Source organism: Amycolatopsis xylanica, from assembly GCF_900107045.1.
GTDB lineage: Bacteria > Actinomycetota > Actinomycetes > Mycobacteriales > Pseudonocardiaceae > Amycolatopsis > Amycolatopsis xylanica.
The window spans coordinates 149,145-173,713 of sequence record NZ_FNON01000003.1 but is presented as its reverse complement, the minus strand read 5'-3'; the positions used below and the strand labels follow the sequence as shown (position 1 = coordinate 173,713).

Sequence of the window (24,569 nt, the reverse complement as noted above, 5' to 3'; positions counted from 1 at the left end):
CGGCCTAGCTGTATGAAGGGAGCCTTCATACAGCCCGCGTTGGATGAGGGGAGCCTTCATCCAGCTATGCGTGATGAAGGGAGCCTTCATACGGGCAGGGGTGTATGAGGGGAGCCTTCATACAACGGCGGCCTAGTGAGGGCCTCCCTCACCAACCTTGGCTTGGTGAGGGAGGCCCTCACCTCGTATAGCTTGGTGAGGGAGGCCCTGACTGGCTCCACTTGGGTGAGGGAGGCCCTCACTGGCCCGACCTGGGTGAGGGAGGCCCTCACTCGAACGAAGCCTCCGGGCTCCGGCAAGGCCATCCCGGCTCGGCCGAACGCATGAAAGCCACGTTCACAACGCTGAGCGACGCAGCAGCCCCATTCATCCCACCCGCCCAGCCCTGCGGAAGACTCCGGACACCGAAGCCCCAGTCCCCACGCCGAACCCGGGATAAAGCCCGCTTTATCCCAGCGAAAAGTGGACTGGACCAGCGTCCAAGGAGTGGGAAATGGGACCGAGGGTTGGAAAGCTTGACGCGGTATGGCATGATCCCGGTATGGCTTCCTTCTCCATCATTATTGCGCAGCGCGCCGGGTAGGTGCTCCACAAGAGCACACCAGGCGCGCAAACCTCTCGCACCCCAGCGGGAGGTTTTTTTGTTGCCCTGCCTCAAGAGGAGATGACCGCAGTGACCCGCCAGGAGCCCGCCGATACGCCGCTCGGCGACGATTTCCACCTTTACGACACCACCCTGCGCGACGGTGCGCAGCGTGAAGGCATCACCTATTCCGTCGCGGACAAGCTGGCCGTCGCCAGGCTGCTCGACGAGCTGGGTGTGGGTTTCATCGAGGGCGGCTGGCCGGGCGCGCTGCCGAAGGACACCGAGTTCTTCGCGAAGGCCGCGGCGGGCGAGCTCCAGCTGAAGCACGCGGCGCTGGTCGCGTTCGGGTCGACACGGAAGGCGAACACCACAGCCGACCAGGACAAGCAGGTCAGGGCACTGCTGGACTCGCAGGCGCCGGTGATCACGCTGGTCGCGAAGTCCGATCTGCGGCACATCGAGCGGGCGCTGCGCGTCGATGTCGACGAGGCGTGCGAGATGGTGCGGGACACCGTGAGCTTCCTGGTGGCTGAGGGGCGCCGGGTTTTCGTTGACCTGGAACACTTCTTCGACGGGTATGAGTTCTCGCCGGAGACGTCGTACCGGGTGCTCGACGCGGCCGCGAGTGGCGGGGCGGACGTCATGGTCCTGTGTGACACGAATGGCGGGCAGTTGCCGCTGGGGCTCGCGGAGACCGTGCGGACGATCAAGGACAAGACCGGATTCCGGCTCGGGATCCATTGCCAGGACGATACTTCCTGCGCGGTGGCGAACTCCATCGCCGCGGTGCAGGCCGGCGCGACGCACGTCCAGTGCACCGCCAATGGGTACGGCGAACGGGCGGGCAACGCCGATCTGTTCGCCGTCACGGGAAACTTGGTGGCCAAGCTCGGCATGGAGGTGCTCCCGACCGGACGCGCCGCCGAGCTCACCCGGGTCTCCCATGCCCTTGCCGAAATCGCGAATCTCGCACCCGACACCCACCAGGCGTATGTCGGTTCGTCAGCGTTCGCCCACAAGGCGGGCCTGCACGCGAGCGCGATCAAGGTGGATCCGTTGCTGTACAACCACATCGATCCAGCTTCCGTCGGCAATGACATGCGGGTTCTGGTCACCGAGATGGCCGGCAGGGCCAGCCTCGAACTCAAGGGACGTGAGCTCGGGGTTGACCTTGCCGGTCAGCCCGAAGCCTTGACGCGCTCGGTGCGCAAGGTGAAGCTGCTGGAATCGGAGGGCTGGTCGTTCGAAGCCGCCGACGCCTCACTGGAACTGTTGCTGCACCGCGAAATCGGCAGCGATTTTCTCGACGAGCCGCCGTTCGTGCTCGAGTCCTACCGGGTGGTGATGGACCACCGCGCCGACGGCGAGGTGGTCTCCGAGGCGACGGTCCGCGTGCACGTCGGCGACCAGCGCGTCATCGCGACCGCCGAGGGCACCGGGCCGGTCCACGCGCTGGACGCTGCGCTGCGCGAGGCGCTGACCCCGCACCTGCCGTGGCTGGACACCGTGGAGCTGGCCGACTACAAGGTGCGCATTCTCCCCGGGCATCCCGGTACTGACGCCGTTACGCGAGTACTGGTCGAAACCACCGACGGCCACACGGAGTGGACCACCGTCGGCGTGCACGGCAACATCGTCGAGGCGAGCTGGCTCGCGCTCTGCGACGCGCTCGTCCACAAGGCCGCCACGGTCCGCGAATCCCTGGTGACCAAGTAGGTCGTGAGTGGCGTTGCCGGTTCTAACCGGCAACGCCACTCACGAGTCCTTAACCTCCAGCCGCCCGAGCCGCTCGGGGTCGGCCAAGATGTGCAGCTCGGCCACCAGCCCGTCGCGCACGGTGAACGCCATCACCGAAGCCGGTTTCCCTTCCGGCGCGGTCAAAATCCCCCAAGCGCCATTGATGAGCGCAGGGCGCGAGTACGGCGCGAGCCGCGAGAACATGAGCGCCTGCCCGGCCACCTCGGCCGCGCCGCGCACGACCTTCGAGAAAGTCCCACCGTCGACGTGCAGCACGACATCGGGATCGAGCACCGCCACGAGCGCGTCGAAGTCCCCGCCGCGCGAAGCCGCGATGAACGCCTCGACGACCGTCCGCTGGCGCGTGAGATCCGTCTCAGGCGCCGGAACCCCCTGCACCCGCCGCCGTGCCCGGCTCGCGAGCTGCCGCGTCGCGGCGGGCGTACGGCCCGCGATGGTCGCGATGTCGTCGAAAGGCACGCCGAACATGTCGTGCAGCACGAACGACAGGCGCTCGGCGGGGGAGAGGGTCTCCAGCACGACGAGCAGCGCGAGGCCGACCGAGTCGGCCATCAGCGTTTCCTGCTCGGGGTCCAGGCTCACGATCGGGTCGGGCACGTGCACGCCGAGCGGCTCCTCGCCGCGCGACTTGCGCGAGCGCAGCATGTCCAGGCAGACCCGCCCGACGACCGTGGTCAGCCAGGCTGCCAGGTTCTCGACCTCGCTGGTGTCCGACCGGCTCAGCCGCAGCCAGGCCTCCTGGACGGCGTCGTCGGCCTCACTGGTCGAGCCGAGCATCCGGTACGCGACCGAGCGCAGCTGGGAGCGGTTTTCCTCGAAGCGCTCCGCCAGGGAGAAGTCGTTCATCATGTCCCCTCGACGTGTGAAACCCGGCAGACGTGACATGGCCGCGGGACTAAGGTGATCCTGCCTGACTCGCCTGGGGGAAGAACATGAAAAAGCTTGTACCGCTCGTCGCTCTGCTGCTGGCCGCCGGATGCGGCTCCGACGGCGACCCGAAGCCCGCGGCCGCGGCCGCCGAAGTCGGCCCGGCGGGCTCGCCCTGCCCGATGCCGGTCACCTTCAAGATCGCCGAGAAGTGGAAGGCGGGCACGGTCGACGCGGGCAGCGAGATCCTGTGCGAGATCGACTCGAAGCCGGCGGGCAGCCTCGGTTTCCTGCGCGTCTACAAGACCACCGCCACCGACCTCGAGTCCGGGCTGAAGACCTTCGCCACCAAGTCCAAGGGCGCCGAGGGGTTCGCGTACTCCGACGTCACCGCGGGCGGCATCGCGGGCAAGGAAGTGAGTTACGTCATCAAGCAGGACGACATCGAGATGCCGAAGCGGGTGCTGGCCGTGTCCGCCGCGAACTCGGTGATCCTGCTCGAGGTCGGCGGGCTCGACCAGGAGACCTTCGACACCAACGTCAAGGCCTACGAGCTGGCCAAGAGCACGCTCAAGTTGACCTAGTAAGCTCGGCAGCGTGCGCTTAGCCCGTATTGCTCATCCCGGTGGTGTCGCCTTCGCTTCGGTCGAGGGGGACGGTGACGACGCCCAGGTGCTGGAGATCGCCGAGCACCCCTTCGGCACCCCGAACTTCACCGGGAAACGGTGGCCGCTGGCGGATGTCCGCCTGCTGGCGCCGATCCTGCCGTCGAAGATCATCGCCGTCGGGCGCAACTACGCGAAGCACGCGGCCGAGTTCGGCAACGAGGTGCCTGCCTCACCGATGACCTTCATCAAGCCGTCGACCACGGTGATCGGCCCCAACGCGGCCATCAAGCGGCCCGGCGACGTCGGCCGGATCGACTTCGAGGGTGAGCTGGCCATCGTCATCGGCCAGCCGATCAAGAACGTCAGCGCCGCGCGCGCGTCGAGCGTGATTCTCGGCTACACCGTCGCCAACGACGTTTCCGCGCGTGACCTGCAGAAGTCCGACGGGCAGTGGGGCCGCGCCAAGGGCTACGACACGTTCTGCCCGCTGGGCCCGTGGATCGAGACCTCGATCGACGCGTCCGACCTGGCGCTGCGGACCGAAGTGGACGGTGAGCTCAAGCAGGACGGGCGCACCTCCGACCTGGTGCACAAGATCCCCGAGCTGGTCGAGTTCGTCTCCGGTGTCATGACGCTGCTGCCCGGCGACGTGATCCTGACCGGCACCCCGGAGGGGGTCGGCCCGATCGTCGACGGGCAGCAGGTTTCGATCACCATCGAGGGCATCGGGACGCTGACTAACCCCGTGCAGGCTCTGTAGCGCGCCGCGCGAAGTCCGGCGCGTGCTCGGGGCGGAACCCGACGCCGAGCAGGTAGGCGGGCACGATCGAGGTGCGCGGGAAGCGCTCCATCAGCTTGATCATCAGCGGGGGCGGGCCATTGCGCCTGCCCTCCATCACCGGGCGCATGACGGCCTTGTGCATCACCCGCTGCAGTGCCTGCACCAGCACGGTCGGCAGCCAGCGGCGCGCGCGGACCTTCGCCAGGTCCTTGGCGCCGATCGTGCCGGACAGCAGCGGCTTGGCCAGCAGGGTCGCGGTCGCGACGGCGTCCTGCACCGCCAGGTTGATGCCGACGCCACCGACGGGTGACATCGCGTGCGCCGCGTCGCCGATGCAGAGCAGGCCGTCGACGTGCCAGCGGTGCAGCCGGTTCAGCTTGACGTCGAGCAGTTTGACGTCGTCCATCGACTCGAGCTCGCCGACGCGGTCCGCGAACGCCGGGAACAGCGCGGTGACGGTCTCGCGGAACTTCTCGATCCCTTGCCTGCGCAGGTCTTCGCCCTTCGGCGCGAGGTAGGCGATCTGGTAGTAGCCGACCCGCGGCAACGGCACGCCGAAGCGGCGGTTCTTCATCTCCGGCATGATCTGCGCGCCGCTCAGGCCCTGCTCGGCCGGGCGTGACAGGCGGAACCACCACGCGTCGAACGGCACGCCGTAGTCGTTCGGCCGCAGTCCCGACTCGCGCCGCGCGAGCGACCAGCGCCCATCGGCCGCCACGACCAGGTTGCTGCGCAACTCGCGCTCCTCGCCGCCCTCGGTGCGGTACCGGACGCCGGTGACCTTGCCGTGCTCACGGATCAGGCCGGTCATCTCGGTGCTCATCCGCAGGTCGAACGTCTTCTCGGCCTTGCCTGCTTCAGCCATCAGGTCGAGGAAGTCCCACTGCGGGACCATCGCGACGTACGGGTGCGGCACCTTCAGCCTGCTCAGGTCGCCGAAGATCAGCAGCCCGCCGTCGTCCTTCGGGAAGCCGATCCGCTGGATCTCGCTGTGCGGCAGCGCGTGGAACTTCTCGCCCAGCCCCAGTTCGTCGAGCAGCGTCAGCGTCGACGGGTGCACGGTGTCGCCGCGGAAGTCACGCAGGAAGTCGGCGTGCTTCTCCATGACGGTCACCCGCACACCGGCCCTGGCCAGCAGCAATCCCAGCACCATCCCGGCAGGTCCGCCGCCGACGACCACGCAGTCCGTGCGCTCGGTCATCTCCATCATCCCCTTATTCATCACTTGTTGAATAAATCGAGGATGCACCGGGGACCTTCCGTGCGTCAAGGACCTAATGGGCAGATACGCTGATCGGGCTATGACTGAGACCACGCCTGTTCGCGCCCGCTTCTGCCCGTCGCCGACCGGAACCCCGCACGTCGGGTTGATCCGCACGGCGCTGTTCAACTGGGCCTTCGCCCGTCACCACGGCGGCACCCTGGTGTTCCGCATCGAGGACACCGACGCCGCGCGCGACTCGCAGGAGTCGTACGAGCAGCTGCTCGACGGGCTGCGCTGGCTGGGCCTTGACTGGGACGAGGGCCCCGAGGCAGGCGGCGAATACGGCCCGTACCGCCAGAGCGAGCGGCGTGACATCTACGCCGACGTCGCCGCGAAGCTCCTTGCGGCGGGCGAGCTTTACGAAGCCTTCTCGACCAACGAAGAGGTCGAGGCGCGGCGCAAGGCGGCAGGTCAGGACCCGAAGCTCGGGTACGACAACTTCGACCGTGACCTGACCGAGGAGCAGCGTGAGGCGTTCCGCGCCGAAGGTCGCAAGCCGGTGCTGCGGCTGCGGATGCCGGACGAGGACCTCGGCTGGACCGACCTCGTGCGCGGCGACATCTCGTTCCCGGCCGGCACGATCCCGGACCCGGTGCTGGTGCGCAACAACGGCGAGCCGCTGTACACGCTGACCAACCCGGTCGACGACGCGCTGATGCGCATCACGCACGTGCTGCGCGGCGAGGACCTGCTGCCGTCGACGCCGCGCCAGATCGCGCTGTACGCGGCGCTGCGCCGCATCGGCGTAACCGATTTCACGCCGGAGTTCGGCCACCTGCCCTCCGTGCTGGGCGACGGCAACAAGAAACTGTCCAAAAGGGACCCTTCGTCGAACCTTTTCAACTACCGCGACCGGGGCTTCATCAAGGAAGGCCTGCTGAACTACCTGTCGCTGCTCGGCTGGTCCATCGCCGACGACCGCGACATCTTCAGCGTCGACGAGCTGGTCGCCGCCTTCGACATCTCGAAGGTGAGCGCGAATCCGGCGCGGTTCGACCTCAAGAAGGCCGAGTCGATCAATGGGACGCACGTGCGTGCATTGGCGCCGGAGGACTTCGTCACCCGTGTGGTGCCTTACCTCGTGACCGCGGGCGTGCTGCCCGCGGAGTCAAGTGACGAACTGCTCACCAAACTCCGTGCGATCGCGCCGCTGGTGCAGGAACGTGTGACCGTGCTCTCGGAAGCGGCGCCGATGCTCGGCTTCCTTTTCGCCGACGACGAAAACTTCGCACCGGAGCCCGATGCGGCGTCGAAGAACCTCGGCGCCGACGCGGAACCCGTGCTCCAGGCGGCGATTTCGGCGCTGGAGGCGTTGCCTGCTTGGGAGACTTCAGCAATCGAGGAGGCGCTCAAATCGGCCCTTGTGGACGGTCTGGGTCTCAAGCCGCGCAAGGCTTTCGGTCCGGTCCGGGTGGCGATCACCGGACGTACGGTTTCCCCGCCGCTGTACGAGTCGATGGAGCTGCTGGGCCGTGACGTCTCACTGGGACGGTTGCGCCGAGCGCTGCCCGGTAACTGAAAGATCGCGTCTCACCAACTGGGAGTAGCACCGGTTCGTCGAAACAGACCACCGCTAATCACCTCCTTGGCCGAGTCGGAGCGGCCGGACTTGGCCTAGCCTCGCTAAGTGGATTTTGCGCTTGCCTCCCCGACGACACCGCAAATCGCCCCCGCTCCGTGGTCGCCGCCAGAGTTACGTCTGGTCTGTTTGGACATTGACGACACGTTGATCGACTGCACGGCGGCGATCCGGTGCACGCTGGACGCGTTGACCGGACGGCCGGACATGTGGCCGTTGTGGGACTTGATCACCGAAGAGCATGTGGCGATGGTGGTGGCAGGCGAACTCGACTACGCCACCATGCACCACCGCCGCACCGAATGCTTTCTCGCGGAGATGGGCGTGCTGGCGGCCGCCGAGGACGTCGCTGACTTCGAGCGACGCCGTCGGGAGCTGCTGGCCCGCTCCTTCCGCCTGTTCGAGGACGTCCTGCCGTGCCTCGACTGGCTACGCGCCGCCGGCGTCCTCATCGCCGCGGTCACCAACGCCTCCGGCGTGCACCAGCGCCGCAAGATCGCCGACCTCGGCCTCGCGTCCTACTTCGATCACGTCGCCATCGCCGGTGAGCTCGGCGTCGCCAAACCGCACCCGGTGATGTTCCACTCGGTCTGCCACGCGGCGGGCTGCGCGCCCGCCGACGCCGTCCACGTCGGCGACAAGCTCGACACGGACGCGATCGGCGCGCACAACGCGGGCCTCGGCGCCGTCTGGCTCGACCGCGACGCCACCGGCCACACGGTGCCCGACGGCGTGCACGCCATCCGCGGCCTCGACGAGCTCCCTGAGCTGCTCGTTTCGGAGTTCGCCAGCGTCGGAGTGCCTGCTCAGCGCGCACTTGGCACCCCCGCCGTCAGACTCGGGAAGGCGGTGCTCTAGTATTTCTTCTCGTTGGAGCACACGCCAGCAAGATCGGCGAGTCACTCCGATGGGGTATGGTGTAATTGGCAACACGACTGGTTCTGGTCCAGTTATTCTAGGTTCGAGTCCTGGTACCCCAGCTGCAGAGCGAAAAACCAAGCCTGGTAAGTTCTCTCTCGCAACAAAAAGAAGTTCCTAGCCCCCGTCGTCTAGCGGCCTAGGACGCCGGCCTCTCACGCCGGTAGCGTGGGTTCGAATCCCATCGGGGGTACTCGCACCAGCGATCAAGCGCCGACCACGTGGTCGGCGCTTTTTGCATTGCTGGGCCTGTTGCAAGATCAGGTCCTTTGTGGACTGTGGCCGTCGGCCAATGATCAATCGCGAATGAATGGCGGCCTTTATCAGCCGGAAACCCGAACGTGAGGTCGTGAGCGAGGGGATCCCCTGCTGCATCGAACGCAGCGGGGGACCCCCTCGCTCCAGCCTGACAAGGCTTGCGCGAGTGGTACCTCTGCTCCGTTGGACGCAGCAGAGGTACCACTCGCGCCGACACAACTCTGATCTGAGCTTGGTCGCGCTTCATAGCGCACCCACCTCGAATTCGACCAAGGAAATCCCCACCGGCCAGCCCCGGGAACGCGCCATATTTGACCTTCCCCTCAAATAGAACCGGCCGCGCCACTCACGACCCCCTATCGCGCGGCGAGACATGCCGCGTTCGGCTTTCTCCTCAATGAAAGGGGCGCGCAGCGGCTTCCGGGTGGGTGTGGCCGGAGAGTCGGGGGTCATGGGGTGATCCCGCGTCCGGGACCGTGGCGGCACCGCCGGGTAACCCACGAGTAACCCGGATCCCGGGTTCTCTTCAGCTGCTCGACCGCCTCGTGTGCGACGGTCGTCGTCGTGCTCGGCGGCGTCGAGGTCGCGCGAGCGGTCCACGCGCCCGACTTCCGGATGTTGCGTGAACATGCTCGATAATGCTTTCATTCGCGCACCAGATTGCAGAACCTGGCGAGTTCGAGCATTACCCCCTGCTTGCTCTGAACGAGGAGACGTAATGAAGCGTCGTGATCTGCTTCGTGCCGCGGCGGCGACATCGGGCTTGGCCCTGTTGCCCGCCAGCCTGGTCAAGGCACTCGCCGCGGAGGCGCCGACCGGTGGCCTGGAGACCATCGAGCACGTGGTGATCTTCATGCAGGAGAACAGGTCGTTCGATCACTACTACGGCACGCTGCGTGGTGTCCGCGGGTTCAACGACCCGGCCGCGATCAGGCTGCCGAACGGCAAACCGGTCTACCAGCAGCCCAACGGCACCGGCTCCCTGCTGCCGTACCGGGTGGGCGACCAGTTCATGTCGGGTACCCCGCACGGCTGGTCCGACGGGCACGCGGCGTGGAACAACGGCCGCTACGACCAGTGGATCGCGCAGAAGACCACGCGCACGATGATGTACCTGGACCGGCAGGGGCTGCCGTTCTACCACGCGCTCGCGGACGCGTTCACCATCTGCGACGCCTACCACTGCTCGGAAATGGGCCCGACCAACCCGAACCGCTTCTACCTGTTCTCCGGCACGATCGGCTACGAGCCGGGCACCACCAACCGCGCGATCGGCAACGACTCGTGGCAGAACCCCGGCCACACCGGCTACACCTGGACCAGCTACGCCGAGCGCCTGGAGGCGGCGGGCCGGAGCTGGAAGGTCTACCAGGAGTGGGACAACTACGGCGACAACTCGCTGGACTACTTCGCCAGTTTCCTCGCCGTGGGGCGTAAGGCGCTGGCCAAGACCAAGGATCCGAGCGGCAAGCCCTACGGCAAGCTCGAGTACTTCTACTACGACGTGGCCAAGGCCGCGCCCGCGCAGCAGGCGGTGCTGCTCGACCAGCTCGCCCAGGGCGTGGCCGCGCTGAGCGCCGCCGACCGCAGCATGTACGACCGCGGCCTGGCCCGGCGGCGGCCCGGCGCACTGGCGGACACCTTCCGTGCCGATGTCGCGAATGGACGGTTGCCCGCGGTCTCGTGGATCGTGGCGCCCGAGGACCAGAGCGAACATCCCGACTGGGGACCCAACACCGGCGCCGATCTGGTGAAGAAGGTGCTCGACGCGATCGCGTCCGACATCAGCGTGTGGAACAAGACGCTGTTCCTGCTCAACTACGACGAGAACGACGGGTTCTTCGACCACATGCCGCCGCCTGCGCCGCCGGTGAGCGCGTCCGACGGGCAGTCCACAGTGGCCACCACCGATGAGCTCTACCTCGGCACGGCGATCGGCCTCGGCAACCGGGTGCCGCTGCTGGTGGTCTCGCCGTGGAGCCGGGGTGGCAAGGTCAACTCGCAGGTGTTCGACCACACCTCGGTGCTGCGGTTCCTCGAGAAGTGGACGGGCATCGCCGAGCCGAACATCTCGCCGTGGCGCCGGGCGGTCTGCGGGGACCTGACGTCCACTCTGGACACCACGGTCGGCACGCCCGGCTATCCGAGCCTGCCCAGCCCGGTGCCCACCAGCGGGCCGAGGCCGACCAACCCGTCGCCGCCCGCGACGCAGGTGATGCCGACGCAGGAGCCCGGCGTCCGCACCGCCCGGCCGCTGCCCTACGAACTGCACGCCTCGGGGCGGGTGGAGTCGTCGAAGCTGTGGATCGACTTCGCCAACACCGGCGCTGCGGGCGCGCACTTCTACGTGTACGCCAACGCTTTCCGCGCCGACGGGCCGTGGCGGTACACGGTCGGCGCCGGCGCCACGGTGGCCGACTACTGGCAGGCGGGCGTCCCGGCGGGCGCGTACGACCTGACCGTGGTCGGTCCCAACGGCTTCCTCCGGCGCCTCGCCGGGAACTACGCCACCGCGACGACCTCCGGCAACGCCAACCCGGAGGTGAAACTGCGCTACGCGCCCACCGAGGGCAAGGTCTACCTGACCATGACCAACACCGGCGGCAAGGCGTGCACTATCACCGTGCGCTCGGGCAACCGGGGTGGCGGGCCGTGGACCTACCCGGTGGCCCCCGGCGCGACCAAAGAGGATTGGTTCTCCGTCGGCTCAGGCATGAACGGCTGGTACGACCTGACCGCCACCGCGGACACCACCGACGCGTTCGCCCGCCGCTTCGCCGGGCACGTCGAAACCGGCGCGGAGAGCACCAGCGACCCGGTCATGGGTTCGTCGCCGCTGCCGCGCGTCGTGAAGTACTACGACAGCCAGGAGACCTCCGGTGAGAACGGCGCCGCGCTCAACGCCGTCGACGGCAAGCCCACGACCCTGTGGCACACCAAGTGGCTCGGCGGATCCGACCCGCTGCCGCACGAGATCCAGTTCGACCTCGGCGTCACCCGCACGGTCACCGGCCTGACCTACCTGCCTCGTCAGGACGGCGGCGCCAACGGCCGTGTCGGGCAGTACGAGGTCTATCTCAGCGGTGACGGCAGTACGTGGGGCACCGCTGTCGCCACCGGCACGTTCGCCGACGACGCCACGCTCAAGACGGTCCGGTTCTGGCCCGCGCAGGCGCGCTACGTCCGGCTTCGCGCGCTGACCGAGGCGGGCGGGCGCGGCCCGTGGACCTCGGCCGCCGAGATCACCCCGCTGGGCTGGTGACGCGCGGGGTCGTGAGTGTTTTCGCCGGTTAAAACCGGCCATATTTGGTGATCTACGCGGGTCGTGCTCGTCGGGATCCGCACGAACGGGGCTTTTGTCGCGCTCACGGTGACAAAAGTCCCGTTCGTAACATGCACGGCGAGGGCTGGGCTGTCGGAGTTTGTGCTGGAGGTGACAAGGGTGGCCCTTGTTACCTCCAGCGTGACAAGGGCCACCCTTGTTTCGCCAGCGAGACCGGCAAAAGGTACATAGCGGGACGTATTTCGGCTTGTGAGGTGTGATCGGGTGTGCGAGGGGAAGGTTTGCTGCATCTAACGCAGCAAACCTTCCCCTCGCACCAAGCAGCGCCGCGAATTCCGCCGTGGGTGACCAAATACGGGTCGGTTAGAACCGGCCGTACCACTCACGACCCCTTGGGAACCTGCTGTGTCGAGCAGTGGATACCGCCCCCGCCTTCGCCCAGGGTGTCGACGGGTACCCGCACGATCTCGCGCCCGGGGTACAGCTCGCGCAGGACGGCCGCGGCATGGTCGTCGGCGCGCTGGTCACGGAAGCGAGGCATGATCACGCCGCCGTTGACCACGTAGTAGTTCACGTAGCAGGCCAGGAAGTCGCGCCCGCGACGGCCGATGTCGACGGGTTCGGGCAGGTCGACGATCTCCAGTCGCCTGCCCTGGGCGTCCACGGCCTCGCGGAGCACGGCGCGCGCCTGGTGGTAGGCGCGCGTGAAATCGTCCTGCGGGGCCGCGGGATCCGGCCTGCTCATGACCACGACTCCGGGCGCGGCGAACCGGGCCAGCGCGTCGATGTGGTAGTCCGTGATGTCCTGGCCTGCCACGCCGTCCACCCAGATCACCGTGGTGACACCGAAAAGTTCCTTCAGTGCCCGTTCGATGTCGTCGCGGGATCGCCCGGGGTTGCGGTTGGGGTTGACCAGTGAGCTTTCGGTCGCCAGGAGCGTGCCGGCGCCGTCGACCTCGATCGAGCCGCCTTCGCCGATGATCGGCGCCTGGATCCGGGTGATCCGCTCATCGGCGAGGATCTCGCGCGCGACCAGGCGGTCGTTCTCGTGGCGCTGCTTGCCGCCCCAGCCGTTGAAGTTGAGGTCGACCCCGGCGATGCCGTGCGGCCCGACCACGAAGGTCGGCCCGGTGTCGCGCATCCACAGGTCGTCGACCGGGATCGGGACGACCTCGACGCCGGAGCCGCAGGCCTTCTGGGCGGCGCGCACGTCCCGCTCGTCGGCCAGCAGGGCCACCGGCTCGAACTCCGCGATCGCCCGCGCGATGCCGGCGATGTCGTCCTGCACGCCGTAGATGTCCGACTTCCACACCTTGCGGGCAGGCCAGGCCATGTAGGTGAGGTCGTGCGGGTGCGCCTCGTCGGGCATGCGCCACCCTTGCCCGTGAAGGCTCATGTCCAGCCCTTTCCTGCTTACTGAAAATTCAGTCAGTTCGCGAGAATACCCCACCCGGCGTCGTCGCGCCGATAGTGTTCGGCAGGTGAACGATCGCAGACAACGGCTGCTGGACGCGACCTGCCGGGTGATCGCCAGTGACGGGATCCGTGGGCTTCGCGTCGAGAACGTCGCGGCGGAGGCGGGCGTCTCCACTTCGCTGATCTACTACTACTTCACCGACCGGGCCGGCCTGCTCGCCCAGGCCATGCAGCATGTGAACAGCCGCGCGGAGACCTACGCGGACGCCGAAGCGGGCGAAACCGGGCGGGAGCAGTTCACCCTCCAGATGCTGGGTGAGTTCCAGGACGACGACGCGGTCCGCGAGAACTCCGCGGTCTGGGGTGAGCTCCGGGGCGCCGCCGTCTTCGACGAGGGCTTGCGCCCGGTCGTCTCGGCCGCCACCGAGCGGTGGATCGCCGATCTGGCGGAGCTCATCGAGCGGGGCAGGCGGGACGGCAGTGTCGACCGGGCTGTCGACCCTGCCGCGGTCGCGATCCGCCTGAGTGCGCTGGTGGAGGGTCTGAGCAACCGCTGGCTGGCCCGCCTGATGACCACCGGCGAGGTCCGCGCATACCTGGCTCACGCCATGGACAGGGAACTGGCGTGCCGGTGATCGACTGACGCTCGCCGTGAGAAACGGGTGGGGGTCAATCGACCCGAAAACCTTGACTAATTTTTCAGTCAGGAGCATGGTTCCCTGCCATGACACCCCCCTCCGAACCGGTGACCGGCTGGCGGATGCCCGCCGAGTGGGCGCCCCACGAGCGCTGCCTGATGGCCTGGCCGACCCGGGAATCCTTGTGGGACCCGTATTTCGACGAGGCGAAGGCCGAATACGCGGCCACCGCGAACGCGATCGGCGAGTTCGAGCCGGTCCTGATGATCACCAATCCGGGGCAGGCCGACGAGGTCCGCCGGAGGTGCGGTGGCGCCGTCGAGGTGGCCGAGCTGGCCATCGACGACTCGTGGATCCGGGACTCGGGTCCGCAGATCGTGCTCGACGGGACCGGCCGCCGCGCGGCGGTGGACTTCGCGTTCAACTCGTGGGGCGAGAAGTTCCTGCCCTACGACCAGGACGCGACGATCAGCGCCCGGGTGCTGGACGTGCTGGGCATCGAGCGGATCGGCTCGGACATGGTGCTCGAAGGCGGGTCGATCACCGTGGACGGTGAGGGCACGCTGATCACCACCGAGCAATGCCTGCTGCACCCGAACCGGAACCCGTCGATGAGCCGCGCGGGGATCGAGGCCGAGCTCAAGGCGAAGCTCGGCGTGCGCGAGGTGCTCTGGCTGCCCTATGGCCACTTCGACGACGCCCACACCGACGGGCACGTCGACGGCGTGTGCACCTATGTGCGTCCCGGCGTCGTGCTCGCGCAGACCTGCATCGATCCCGCATTGCCCGATTTCGAGCGAATGGCGCGTAACCTCGACGTGCTCAAGGCGAAGCACGACGCTTTGGGCCGACCGCTGAAAATACTGGAGCTGCCCCAGTATCCGGTCCAGGTGCTGCCGGACGGGACTTCGGCGATGGTCGCCTACGCCAACTTCTATGTCGCCAACGGCGCGGTGATCGTCCCCGTCTCCGGGCGCGCGGACCTGGACGAGCAGGCGCTGCGCACGATCGGCGAGGCGTTCCCCGAGCGGGAGGTCGTCGGCGTGCCGGGCAATGTCGTCGCCTACGGCGGTGGCGGCGTGCACTGCATCACCCAGCAGATCCCCGCGTCATGACCCGGACCGCCGCCACGAGGAAGGGGCCGGCCGTGGCCACCCGACTTGCCGCTTTCGCCGCCGCTTTGCTGCTGTCCGCCTGCGGCGGCAGGCAGGCGGCGGATTCGACCACCAAACCGCCCAGTGACCCGTTCGGGCTGCCGGACACGACCGCGGCGGCCGCCGGGCCGGTGCCGAAGGTGACCTGGGCGCTCTACCGCCAGGTGAAGTCGCTCGACCCGGCCACGGCGTTCGACTATCCGGAGAACACCGTCATCGCCACCCTGTGCGACTCGCTGCTGCGCCAGCAACCGGACGGCTCCCTCGCGCCCGGGCTCGCTTCGGCTTACAGCTACCCCACGCCGACCGCGCTGCAGCTCACGCTGCGTCCCGACGCCCGCTTCTGGGACGGCAGCCCGGTGACCGCCGCCGACGTGGTCTTCAGCCTCAACCGGCACCTCGATCCTGAGACGGGCAGCTTCTACGGCGCCAACCTGGAGCGGATTTCCGGGATCAGCGCGTCCGGTGACACCGTGACCATCAGCCTGAGCAAGCCCGACTACTGGCTCGCCGGCGAGCTGTCGGCGATGCCGGGCGTCGTGGTCCAGGAGCGCTACGCGCGGGCCAAGGGGCGCGACTTCGGCACGGCGGCGGGCGGCACCATGTGCTCCGGGCCGTACAAGCTCGCGGGCTGGGAGCCGGGCGCGGCGGTGCGGGTAGCAGCTCGCCCGGACTACTGGGACGCCGCGCTTCGGCCGCTGGCGCAGGAGATCGCCTTCCGCGGTGTCTCGGACGCGGCGACGTTGACGACCGGCTTGACGACCGGCGAGATCGACGGCTCCTGGATCACCGACACGTCGAACTTGGCTCAGCTGCGGCGGAATCCGAGTATCAACGTCCACTTGGGACCGTCGATGGAGACGCAGTACTTCATCCCGGCCAACCTCACGGGGGTGCTCGGCGACGTCCGGGTGCGCCGCGCGCTGTCGCTCGCGTTCGACCGGCGCACCTACATCAGCGCCACGTACGGCGGTGACGCCTTCGTGCCCCGGATGGCCACCAATCCGGGCACCTGGGGGTTCGCCAAGCCCGCTTTCCGCGCGGCCTGGGACGCCGCGCCGGAACTCAGCCAGGATCTGGAGCAGGCCAAGAAGCTGATCTCCGAAGCCGGTGCGACGGGCAAGCCGTTGGTCATCGGCACCTCCACCGGGCTGGCCACGGTCGCCACCCAGGCCAACGCGTGGCTGCAGGCGGCGAACGCCATCGGGCTGAAGGCGAGCCTGCACAACGTCTCGCCGGAGAACTACATCAACTTCTTCACCGACCCCGGCGCGCGGGCCGCCGTCGACGCCTTCAGCACCACCACCTACGGCGACTACGCCGATCCCGCCGCGCTGGCGAACACGTTCATCGCGCCCAACGGCAGCCAGAACTACTCCGGCTACCAGAACCACGCGATCCTGACGATCCTGGAGAACGCACGGGCCGAGGCGGATCCGGCGCGGCGTGCCCAGCTCGACATCGACGCCGACAAGCTGATCATGCGGGACCTGCCCTGGATCCCGCTCGCGCATCCGCCGTCGGTGCTGGCACTCAACCGCAAGCTCACCGGAGTGCCGACGTCGTTCGTGTACATGCAGGCCCCGTGGCTGGCCAAGCTCGGCGCGGCGGCGGGCTGACCATGGGACGCTTCCTCATCAGGCGCGGCGCGCTCCTGCTCGGGGCGCTGGTGGTGGCCAGCATGGCCATCTACGGCGCGCTCTATCTCGCGCCAGGCGACCCGATCGCGACGCTCACCGGGGGCAGGCAGATCACGGCGGAAGCCAGGGCGCAGCTCGAGGCGCGCTACCACCTCGACGAGCCGTTGCCGGTGCGCTACTGGCATTGGCTGACCTCGGCCGTGCGCGGCGACCTGGGGTACTCGATCGCCAACCGGCAGGACGTGTCCACCCTGATCGCCGACCGGGCGGGGACCACGCTCGCGTTGCTGGCGCTCACTTCGGTGATCGTCATCGTGGCCGGGGTGTCGATCGGGGTGCTCAGCGCGCTCAAGCCGGGATTCGTCGACACGCTGGCGCTCACGGTGACGACGGTGCTGGCCGCGGTGCCCTCGTTCGTCGCCGCGCTGGTGCTGGTCAGCCTGTTCGCCGTGACGCTCGGCTGGTTCCCCGCGCTCGGTGAGGGGCAAGGTTTCCTTGATCAGCTCTGGCATCTGACATTGCCCAGCCTCGCGCTGGCCAGTTCGTCGCTCGCGCTGGTCGCCAGGATCACCCGGGCCTCCGTGCGTGCCGAGCTGCCCCGCGAGCACGTGCAGGCCGCCATCAGCAGGGGACTGCCGAGCGGCGTGGTGTTCCGCCGCCATGTCCTGCGCAACGCGGCGATCCCGATCGCCACGGTCACCGGGCTGAGCATCGCGTCCCTCATCGTGCTGGTGGCGATCGTCGAACAGGTCTTCGGCCTCAACGGGCTCGGCGCCGCGCTCGTCACCGCGGCCCAGAACAAGGACTTCGCGGTGGTGCAGGCGCTCGCGCTGATCATGGTCGCGGCCTTCGTCCTGATCAACACGGTGGTGGACCTGCTGTACGCGTTGCTCGACCCGCGCGTCAGCCTCGGAACGGCGGCGACCTGATGGCGATCACCTTCTCCCGCAAGGATTTTCGCGGCCTGGCCGGTGTGGGACGGCTCGGGCAGCTCAGCCTGGCGATTATCTTGCTCGCCGCGTTCCTCGCCGTGTTCGGCTCTTCGCTGGCGCCGTTTCCGCCCGATCAAGCCGATCTCGGCAACGCCTATGTGACCGCGGACGGCACGCACTGGCTCGGATTCGACTCGCAGGGCCGCGATCTGTTCTCGCGGCTGCTGGTCGGGGCCCGGTCCTCGATGCTCGGCCCGCTGCTGGTGGTGGCGCTGGCCATGACCGCCGGAAGCGTGCTGGCCGTGGTCGCCGCGTGGCGGCGCGGCTGGCTCGACAGCGTCATCTCCGGGATCGGCGACATCGTCTTCGCGTTTCCCGGGCTGCTGCTGGCCGTGCTGACCGCAGCCGTCTTCGGGCCGAGCCAGCTCTCCGCCGCGTTGTCGCTGGCCGTCGCCTACACGCCCTATGTGGCGCGCCTGGTCAGGGCGGCCGCGTTGCGCGAACGGTCACTGTCCTATGTGGAGGCTCTTGAGGTGCAAGGCTCCTCGGCCTGGGTGATCTGCCTGCGTCACATCGTGGTCAACATCGCGCCGGTGCTGGTCGCCGAGGCGACCATCCTGTTCGGCTGGGCGACGCTCGACCTGGCCGCGATCTCGTTCCTCGGGCTTGGGGTCCAGCCACCCCAGGCGGATTGGGGTGTCATGGTGTCCGAAGGCAAAACCGGTGTCCTGCAAGGCTTTCCGGCCGAATCACTGGTCGCGGGCACCGCGCTGGTGCTCGTCGTGGTCGCGTTCAACCTGCTGGGCGAGCGCCTCGCCGAGGTGGGCACGTGAACCGGCCGCTCCTCACGGTCGAAGGGCTCGGCGTGACACTGGACAGGGACAAGCCCGTCCTGCGGGACGTGTCGCTGACGCTGGAGCGCGGGGAAGCGCTCGGGCTCGTCGGCGAGTCGGGTGCCGGCAAGTCGATGACCGCACGGGCCGTCGCCGCGCTGTTGCCCGCCAACGCCGTGGCCACCGGGTCGATCCGGTTCGGCGGCCAGGAGCTGCTCGGCGCACGCGGCGAGGCGTTGCGGCGGATCCGCCGCGAGATGGCGGTGGTGTTCCAGGACCCGCGTGCGCACATCAACCCGGTTCGCCGCATCGGCGACTTCCTGACCGAGCAGTCGAGCGTCGTGGGCGGGCTCGATCGCCGGGAGGCCACGCGCCGGGCCCAGCGGATGCTCACCGAGGTGGGGATCACCGACACCGCTCGGTGCCTGCGCCACTATCCGTCCGATCTGTCCGGCGGCATGCTGCAGCGGGTCATGATCGCCGCGGCGCTGCTGGGAGAGCCCAAGCTGATCCTGGCCGACGAACCGACCACCGCGCTGGACGTCACCACCCAGTCCGAGGTGATGGCGATCTTGGACGAACTGCGCCGGGACGCCGGTGTCGCCCTGCTGTTCATCACCCACGACCTCGATCTCGCGGCGGCCGTCTGCGACCGGACCGCGGTGATGTACGCGGGCCAGATCATCGAAACCCAGCCGTCCGGGCGGCTGCACACCGACCCGCTGCACCCGTACGCCGCCGCGCTCGCGGCGGCCAGGCCGGACCTGGACTCGCCCGCGCATCGGCTCGCCGCGATACCGGGACGCCCGGTCGCGGCCTGGGAAGCCGCGACGACCTGCGCGTTCGCCGACCGGTGCGCGCACCGCGTCGCCCGCTGCACCACGTCTGGTCCGGTGCCGCTGGAGGGCGGGGTTCGCTGCCTGCGCGCGGGCGAGCTGAGCCTGACCAAGGCGGTGACCCGATGACACCGGTGCTGGCCGTGACCAACCTGACCAAGCGGTTCGGGGCCTTTACCGCGGTCGACGACGTGTCGTTCGAGATCGCGGCGGGCGCGTCGGTCGGCATCGTCGGCGAGTCCGGTTCCGGCAAGACCACATTGGCCAGGATGATCATCGGGCTGGAAACGCCGACCACCGGCTCGATCAGCTGCTGTGGCAACGATCGGTCCGCGCCCGCCCGGTCGACGCGGGCAAGGCGGGCCAGGGCCAGGGAAACCCAGATCGTCTTCCAGGACCCGTACGCCAGTCTCGATCCACATCAGACAGTGCGGCAGGCGCTCACCGAAGCCGCGAGCCTGCACATCGCGGACCGGCGCGACAGCGAAGCGCGGGTGCGTGAACTCGCCGACCTCGTCGCCATCGACGAACGGCAGCTGGCCTCGGTGCCCAAGCATCTGTCCGGCGGGCAGCGGCAACGCGTCGCGATCGCGAGGGCACTCGCGGCCGGTCCTCGCGTGCTCGTGCTCGACGAATCCGTGGCCGCGCTGGACGTGTCGATCCAGGCCCAGATCCTCAACCTGCTGGCCGACATCCGCGACCGGACCGGGATCTCGTATCTGTTCATCAGCCACGACCTCGCGGTCATCCGGCAGGTCACCGAGTACAGCATCGTCATGCGGACCGGCGTCGTCGTCGAGCGCGGGGACACCGAGACCCTGCTTCGCACACCGGCTCACCCCTACACCCAAGCGCTGCTTGCCAGCGTTCCCCGCCCTGGCTGGAAACCCAGCCGCAAGGAACGGAGTGATCGCGATGCGCCTGACACCGACTGAACAGGACCGGCTGCTGCTGTTCACCGCGGCGGAACTGGCGAGAGCCAGGCTCGGCCGCGGACTGCGGCTCAACGTGCCCGAGGCGACCGCGCTCATCGCCGACGCGGTGTGCGAGGCGGCCAGGGACGGCAAGCGTCTCGCGGACGCGGTCGCCGCCGGGCGCGCGGTGCTGCGGCCGGAGCAGGTGCTGCCCGGGGTCGCCGACATCGTGACCGAGATCCAGGTCGAAGCCGTCTTCGAGGACGGAAGCAGGCTGGCCGTGGTGACGGATCCCTTGGCAGGCGGCGGTTCCGGGGACGACGCGCCCGGCGCGTTCCTGCCAACGGCCGCGCTGGTCGAGGCGGATCCGGACGTGATCACCTTGACGGTCACGAACAGCGCCGACGTGCCCATCAGCGTCACGTCCCACTTTCACTTCTTCGAGGTCAACCGGCGGCTGTGGTTCGACCGGCGCGCCGCGTACGGCCGCCGCGCGGCGATCCCCGCGGGCGACACGATCCGCTTCGACCCCGGCGGGTCCCGCAGCGTCGACCTCATCCCGATCGGCGGCGACCGGATCGCCATCGGCTTCGCGGGCCTCGTCGACGGGCCATTGGACGATCCCCGCGTGCGTGCCGAGGCGATGCGCACCGCCGAGCGTCTCGGCTATCTGGAAGGACCCGCATGAGCTTCGCGCACGACGACTATCCGCGTACCTACGGTCCGCGCGCGGGTGACCGCATCCGGCTCGGCGACTCCGGGCTGGTCATCGAGGTCGAGCACGACGCCCAGCAGCCGGGGCAGGAATTCCTGGTCGGCTTCGGCAAGACCGCGCGCGACGGCATGCATCTCAAGGCGGCCGCCGTGCGCGACACCTGCGATCTGGTGATCAGCAACGTGGTCGTGGTGGACGCGTTGCTGGGCATCCGCAAGGTCTCGATCGGGATCAGGGAAGGGCGCATCCACGCGATCGGCAGGGCGGGTAATCCCGACACCCTCGACGGGGTCGACGTGGTCGTGGGGACCGGCACGTCGATCGTGTCGGGTGAGGGGCTGATCGCCACCGCGGGCGCCATCGACACCCATGTCCACCTGATGTCGCCGCGCATCATGGAGGCCAGTCTCGCCGCCGGGGTCACCACCATCATCGGGCAGGAATTCGGGCCGGTGTGGGGCGTTGGCGTGAACTCACCTTGGGCGCTTCGCCACGCGTTCAACGCTTTCGACGCCTGGCCGGTGAACGTCGGATTCCTGGCACGAGGCTCCTCGTCGCGGGAGGCGCCGCTGCTCGAGGCGCTCGAGGAAGGCGGAGCCAGCGGGTTCAAGGTCCACGAGGACATGGGTGCGCACACCAGGGCGCTCGATACCGCGCTGAACGTCGCGGAGCGGTATGACGTGCAGGTCGCGCTGCACACCGACGGGCTCAACGAATGCCTTTCGGTGGACGACACCCTGGCCGTGCTGGAAGGCAGGACCATCCACGCCTTCCACATCGAGGGCTGTGGCGGTGGGCACGTGCCGAACGTGCTGCGGCTGGCGGGCGAGGCCAACGTCATCGGGTCCTCCACCAACCCGACCATCCCGTTCGGCCGCGACGCCATCGCCGAGCACTACGGCATGATCGTCTCGGTGCACGGGCTCAAAACCCATCTGCCCGGCGACGAAGCCCTTGCCCGCGACCGGATCCGCAGCGGCACGATGGGCGCGGAGGAGCGGCTGCACGACCTCGGGATCATTCCGATCACGTCCTCCGACGCGCAGGGCATGGGCCGGGCGGGGGAGACTGTGCGCCGCACTTTCGCCATGGCGGGCAAGATGAAAGCACAATTCGGCGCCGAGCATCCGCGTCACGACAACGCGCGCGTTCTGCGCTATATCGCCAAACTCACCATCAATCCGGCCATCGCACACGGCCTGCGCCATGAGGTCGGTTCCCTCGAAGTCGGCAAGCTCGCCGACATCGTGCTGTGGCGGCCGGAATTCTTCGGCGCCAAGCCGGAAATGGTGCTCAAGGCGGGCTTTCCGGCCTATGGCGTCACCGGCGATCCCAACGCGGCCACCGGAACCTGTGAGCCGCTGGTGCTCGGTCCGCTCTTCGGCGCCCATGGCGCCACGGCGGCCGATCTGTCGGTGGCGTTCGTCAGCCAGGCCGCGGCTCAGGCGGGCAACGACCACATGACGACCCGCCGCAGGCGCGTGGGCGTGCACGGAACCCGGGGGATCGGGCCGTCGGCGATGATCCACAACAACCGGACCGCCGCCGTACGCGTCCAGCCGGGCACCGGTCAGGTGAGCGTGGACGGTGAGCGGATCGGTTCGCAGCCCGCCGAAAGCATCAGCCTCGGCCGGTTGTACTTCTTCTGACCGTCAGCGGGCCAAGGACCGGACGAGCGTGCGGAACATCGTCTCGGCGTCGACCACCGAGCCGAGCGACTGCACGGCGGCCAGTCCGTCCGCGGCGGCGGCCAGCGCCTCACCGCGCGGGCGCGGGTCGAGGCCGTCGCCGCGTTCGTCGGCCAATACCTGGAACAGATCGACGAAACAGCGCCGCCACCGCTGGTATTCGGCTTCGAGGCTGTCCTTGATCCGCTCGTCGTTGAGCGCGAACCAGTGCAGCGCCGAATGAACTCGCCCGAGGTCGGGGGATTCCGGGGTGGTGAGCAGTGCGACGACCCGGTCCGCCCGCTCCTCGAAGGTGCCCGTGCTCGCGACGGCCTGTTCGAACGGGAGGATCCAGTCGGCCCGGATGTCCTCGATGACCGCGAGGATCAGGTCGGTCCGGTCGCGGAAGTAATAGTGGGTCAGGCTGCGGGAGAGCCCGCACAACGAGGCGACGTTGCGAGTGGTCAGCTCGCCGGCGTCGTGCTGGGCGAGCAGCGTGCGCGCCGCCGCGAGCAGCCGGGCCCGCGTCTGCTCACCCTTCGCCGAGGTCTTCGGTTTGATGTCCGTTCCTGCCGCCACGACCCCACTTTAGTCGGTGGGGTTCGGCACCGCAGATTCTTGACAGGGCGCCCAATTAATTTTACGGTTCGCTGTGGCGCAGACCACACCCCTTCCAGCTAGGAGACACCATGAGTGAGCGGGACGAACTGCCCAGCGCGGCAGCACCGAAACCCTTGGGCCGCAGGAGTTTCCTCAGCGCGGTGGGGCTGGCCGGCGCGGGCGTGGCGCTGGGTGCCTTCCCCGCCGTCGCCGCGCCCCGGCGCGCGGCCGGCTTCTGGGCGCCTGAGGAGTCCGTGGCCCACACCCGCACCTGGATGGCCTGGCCGGACCGCACCTCGATCTGGGGCAGCAGGCTGCTTCCCGGTGTGCAGGCCAACATCGCGCTGATCGCCCGCACCATCGCGAAGTACGAGCCGGTGTACCTCCTCGCGAACTCACGCAGCGCCGCGAAGGCCCGCAGTGCTTGTGGTTCGACCGTGCAGGTGATCAGCTCGATCCCCGTCGACGACTGCTGGATGCGCGACACCGGACCGGTCTTCCGCGTCGACGGCGCGGGCGGGCTCGACGCGGTGGGGCTGAACTTCAACGGCTGGGGCAACCAGCAGAGCCACTACTACGACGCGCGGGTCGCGGCCGGCGTCGCCGCGTACGCCGGGGTGGGCTTCACCGCGGCGGGTTTCGTCGGCGAGCCGGGCGCGGTCGAGACGGACGGCGCGGGCACGCTGATGGCGACCAAGAGCAGCCTGATCAACGCCAACCGCAACTCCGGCATGTCCCAGTCCGCGATCGAAGCCGCGATGTGCGCGGCCTACGGCGCGTCCAAGGTGATCTGGTTCCCCGGCATCAAGGGCCAGGACATCACCGACGACCACGTGGACGCGACGTCCCGGTTCACCGGGCACGCCGGCGCCGCGGTCCAGTACCCGCTCGACAGCGACACCGACATCTGGGCCAAGGACGCGCGCGGGCAGTACCAGATCCTGTCCCAGTCGGCCGACACGCACGGGCACGCCATCGCCGTCACCCGGATCCAAGGCCCCGACTACCGGCGTATCCGGTCCACGAACCCGGACTTCGTCTCCTCCTACGCGAACTACTACGTGTGCAACGGCGCGGTGATCGCCGCGCAGTTCGGCGACACCGCGGCCGACACGGCGTGCAAGACCACGCTCGCCCGCCTCTACCCGGGGCGCGTCATAGAGCAGCTCAACATCGACTCGCTCGCCGAGGGCGGCGGTGGCATCCACTGCGTCACGCAACAGCAGCCGCGCCCCTGACCACGCTGGGGTCGTGAGTGTTTTGGCCGGTTAGAACCGGCCGCGGCACTCACGACCTCAGCATTGCCGGATCAGGGGTGGGCG

General features: G+C 68.5%; 20 protein-coding genes and 2 tRNA genes. 18 read left to right on the top strand and 4 right to left on the bottom strand.

Translation table 11 applies throughout. From position 1 onward, the window contains the following. Window positions 1-673: 673 nt before the first annotated feature. Window positions 674-2,302: a citramalate synthase gene (gene cimA, locus BLV57_RS14580; protein ID WP_091289282.1), complete on the top strand. Its 1,629-nt coding sequence runs from the start codon at window positions 674-676 to the stop codon at window positions 2,300-2,302. Between the two features lie 39 nt (window positions 2,303-2,341). Here the strand turns inward: cimA and sigJ are convergent, their stop codons facing one another. Next, a complete protein-coding gene (gene sigJ / locus BLV57_RS14575; protein WP_091290351.1) occupies window positions 2,342-3,190 on the bottom strand; it encodes an RNA polymerase sigma factor SigJ in 849 nt (282 codons plus the stop codon). 86 nt (window positions 3,191-3,276) lie between these two features. Here sigJ and BLV57_RS14570 point away from each other — a divergent pair, with 86 nt between their 5' ends. Both BLV57_RS14570 and BLV57_RS14565 read left to right on the top strand, forming a co-directional pair. Further along, window positions 3,277-3,795, top strand: coding sequence for a lipoprotein (locus tag BLV57_RS14570; RefSeq protein ID WP_091289281.1), 519 nt, complete (start codon window positions 3,277-3,279; stop codon window positions 3,793-3,795). A gap of 13 nt (window positions 3,796-3,808) precedes the next feature. After that, entirely contained in the window at window positions 3,809-4,579 is a 771-nt protein-coding gene (locus BLV57_RS14565) for a fumarylacetoacetate hydrolase family protein (RefSeq protein WP_091289280.1), read from the top strand. Here BLV57_RS14565 and BLV57_RS14560 read toward each other — a convergent pair. Further along, window positions 4,557-5,801 (bottom strand): FAD-dependent oxidoreductase, encoded by a 1,245-nt coding sequence (locus BLV57_RS14560; protein WP_091290350.1) that lies wholly within the window; start codon window positions 5,799-5,801, stop codon window positions 4,557-4,559. The genes BLV57_RS14565 and BLV57_RS14560 overlap by 23 nt on opposite strands. Window positions 5,802-5,901: 100 nt before the next feature. Between BLV57_RS14560 and gltX the strand changes: the two genes are divergently transcribed. The 5 genes from gltX to BLV57_RS14535 all read left to right on the top strand — a co-directional run bounded on the left by gltX (window position 5,902) and on the right by BLV57_RS14535 (window position 11,881). Further along, window positions 5,902-7,383 carry a glutamate--tRNA ligase gene (gene gltX / locus BLV57_RS14555; RefSeq protein WP_091289279.1) on the top strand — a complete coding sequence of 494 codons (1,482 nt, stop codon included), beginning with the start codon at window positions 5,902-5,904 and terminating at the stop codon, window positions 7,381-7,383. 144 nt (window positions 7,384-7,527) lie between these two features. After that, the gene (locus tag BLV57_RS14550) at window positions 7,528-8,301 is read left to right on the top strand and encodes an HAD family hydrolase (RefSeq protein WP_245757385.1); all 774 of its coding nucleotides are present in this window, start codon (window positions 7,528-7,530) and stop codon (window positions 8,299-8,301) included. 50 nt (window positions 8,302-8,351) lie between these two features. Beyond that, window positions 8,352-8,423, top strand: a tRNA-Gln gene (locus BLV57_RS14545). A gap of 58 nt (window positions 8,424-8,481) precedes the next feature. Continuing rightward, window positions 8,482-8,554 (top strand) — tRNA-Glu (locus BLV57_RS14540). A gap of 783 nt (window positions 8,555-9,337) precedes the next feature. Next, window positions 9,338-11,881 carry a phosphocholine-specific phospholipase C gene (locus tag BLV57_RS14535; protein WP_091289277.1) on the top strand — a complete coding sequence of 848 codons (2,544 nt, stop codon included), beginning with the start codon at window positions 9,338-9,340 and terminating at the stop codon, window positions 11,879-11,881. Window positions 11,882-12,284: 403 nt separating this feature from the next. Here the strand turns inward: BLV57_RS14535 and BLV57_RS14530 are convergent, their stop codons facing one another. Continuing rightward, entirely contained in the window at window positions 12,285-13,271 is a 987-nt protein-coding gene (locus BLV57_RS14530; protein WP_218134807.1) for an agmatine deiminase family protein, read from the bottom strand. A gap of 112 nt (window positions 13,272-13,383) precedes the next feature. Here BLV57_RS14530 and BLV57_RS14525 point away from each other — a divergent pair, with 112 nt between their 5' ends. From BLV57_RS14525 to BLV57_RS14485, 9 genes are all read left to right on the top strand, one after another. Further along, window positions 13,384-13,953, top strand: coding sequence for a TetR/AcrR family transcriptional regulator (locus BLV57_RS14525; RefSeq protein ID WP_245757323.1), 570 nt, complete (start codon window positions 13,384-13,386; stop codon window positions 13,951-13,953). An 89-nt stretch (window positions 13,954-14,042) separates the two neighbouring features. Next, window positions 14,043-15,071: an agmatine deiminase family protein gene (locus tag BLV57_RS14520; protein WP_218134805.1), complete on the top strand. Its 1,029-nt coding sequence runs from the start codon at window positions 14,043-14,045 to the stop codon at window positions 15,069-15,071. Window positions 15,072-15,103: 32 nt separating this feature from the next. Beyond that, window positions 15,104-16,729: an ABC transporter substrate-binding protein gene (locus BLV57_RS14515; protein WP_176968620.1), complete on the top strand. Its 1,626-nt coding sequence runs from the start codon at window positions 15,104-15,106 to the stop codon at window positions 16,727-16,729. Next, complete coding sequence (locus BLV57_RS14510; protein WP_218134803.1) at window positions 16,696-17,679, top strand: ABC transporter permease; 984 nt, start codon at window positions 16,696-16,698, stop codon at window positions 17,677-17,679. The genes BLV57_RS14515 and BLV57_RS14510 overlap by 34 nt, the downstream gene beginning before the upstream one ends. Continuing rightward, on the top strand, window positions 17,679-18,515 hold the full coding sequence (locus BLV57_RS14505; protein ID WP_091289273.1) for an ABC transporter permease: 837 nt from the start codon (window positions 17,679-17,681) through the stop codon (window positions 18,513-18,515). Before BLV57_RS14510 ends, BLV57_RS14505 begins: the two co-directional genes overlap by 1 nt. Then, window positions 18,512-19,480 (top strand): ABC transporter ATP-binding protein, encoded by a 969-nt coding sequence (locus tag BLV57_RS14500; protein ID WP_091289272.1) that lies wholly within the window; start codon window positions 18,512-18,514, stop codon window positions 19,478-19,480. The genes BLV57_RS14505 and BLV57_RS14500 overlap by 4 nt, the downstream gene beginning before the upstream one ends. After that, window positions 19,477-20,286, top strand: a complete 810-nt coding sequence (locus BLV57_RS14495) for an ABC transporter ATP-binding protein (protein WP_091289271.1) — start codon at window positions 19,477-19,479, stop codon at window positions 20,284-20,286. The genes BLV57_RS14500 and BLV57_RS14495 overlap by 4 nt, the downstream gene beginning before the upstream one ends. After that, complete coding sequence (gene ureA / locus BLV57_RS14490; RefSeq protein ID WP_091290345.1) at window positions 20,267-20,953, top strand: urease subunit gamma; 687 nt, start codon at window positions 20,267-20,269, stop codon at window positions 20,951-20,953. Before BLV57_RS14495 ends, ureA begins: the two co-directional genes overlap by 20 nt. Beyond that, window positions 20,950-22,629, top strand: coding sequence for an urease subunit alpha (locus tag BLV57_RS14485; protein WP_091289270.1), 1,680 nt, complete (start codon window positions 20,950-20,952; stop codon window positions 22,627-22,629). The genes ureA and BLV57_RS14485 overlap by 4 nt, the downstream gene beginning before the upstream one ends. Before the next feature lie 3 nt (window positions 22,630-22,632). On the opposite strand, the gene BLV57_RS14480 is transcribed toward BLV57_RS14485, so the two are convergent. Continuing rightward, a complete protein-coding gene (locus BLV57_RS14480) occupies window positions 22,633-23,226 on the bottom strand; it encodes a TetR/AcrR family transcriptional regulator (protein ID WP_091289269.1) in 594 nt (197 codons plus the stop codon). A 110-nt stretch (window positions 23,227-23,336) separates the two neighbouring features. On the opposite strand from BLV57_RS14480, the gene BLV57_RS14475 reads away from it, so the two are divergent. Then, window positions 23,337-24,485, top strand: a complete 1,149-nt coding sequence (locus BLV57_RS14475; protein WP_091289268.1) for an agmatine deiminase family protein — start codon at window positions 23,337-23,339, stop codon at window positions 24,483-24,485. Window positions 24,486-24,569 lie beyond the last annotated feature (84 nt).

Bases quoted from the DNA above. Each gene is read 5' to 3' on its own strand.
- sigJ (WP_091290351.1), bottom strand. From the start codon at position 3,190: ATGAACGACTTCTCCCTGGCGGAGCGCTTCGAGGAAAACCGCTCCCAG.
- BLV57_RS14570 (WP_091289281.1), top strand. From the start codon at position 3,277: ATGAAAAAGCTTGTACCGCTCGTCGCTCTGCTGCTGGCCGCCGGATGC.
- BLV57_RS14560 (WP_091290350.1), bottom strand. From the start codon at position 5,801: ATGACCGAGCGCACGGACTGCGTGGTCGTCGGCGGCGGACCTGCCGGG.
- gltX (WP_091289279.1), top strand. From the start codon at position 5,902: ATGACTGAGACCACGCCTGTTCGCGCCCGCTTCTGCCCGTCGCCGACC.
- BLV57_RS14535 (WP_091289277.1), top strand. From the start codon at position 9,338: ATGAAGCGTCGTGATCTGCTTCGTGCCGCGGCGGCGACATCGGGCTTG.
- BLV57_RS14530 (WP_218134807.1), bottom strand. From the start codon at position 13,271: ATGCCCGACGAGGCGCACCCGCACGACCTCACCTACATGGCCTGGCCT.
- BLV57_RS14520 (WP_218134805.1), top strand. From the start codon at position 14,043: ATGACACCCCCCTCCGAACCGGTGACCGGCTGGCGGATGCCCGCCGAG.
- BLV57_RS14505 (WP_091289273.1), top strand. From the start codon at position 17,679: ATGGCGATCACCTTCTCCCGCAAGGATTTTCGCGGCCTGGCCGGTGTG.
- BLV57_RS14495 (WP_091289271.1), top strand. From the start codon at position 19,477: ATGACACCGGTGCTGGCCGTGACCAACCTGACCAAGCGGTTCGGGGCC.
- ureA (WP_091290345.1), top strand. From the start codon at position 20,267: ATGCGCCTGACACCGACTGAACAGGACCGGCTGCTGCTGTTCACCGCG.
- BLV57_RS14485 (WP_091289270.1), top strand. From the start codon at position 20,950: ATGAGCTTCGCGCACGACGACTATCCGCGTACCTACGGTCCGCGCGCG.
- BLV57_RS14475 (WP_091289268.1), top strand. From the start codon at position 23,337: ATGAGTGAGCGGGACGAACTGCCCAGCGCGGCAGCACCGAAACCCTTG.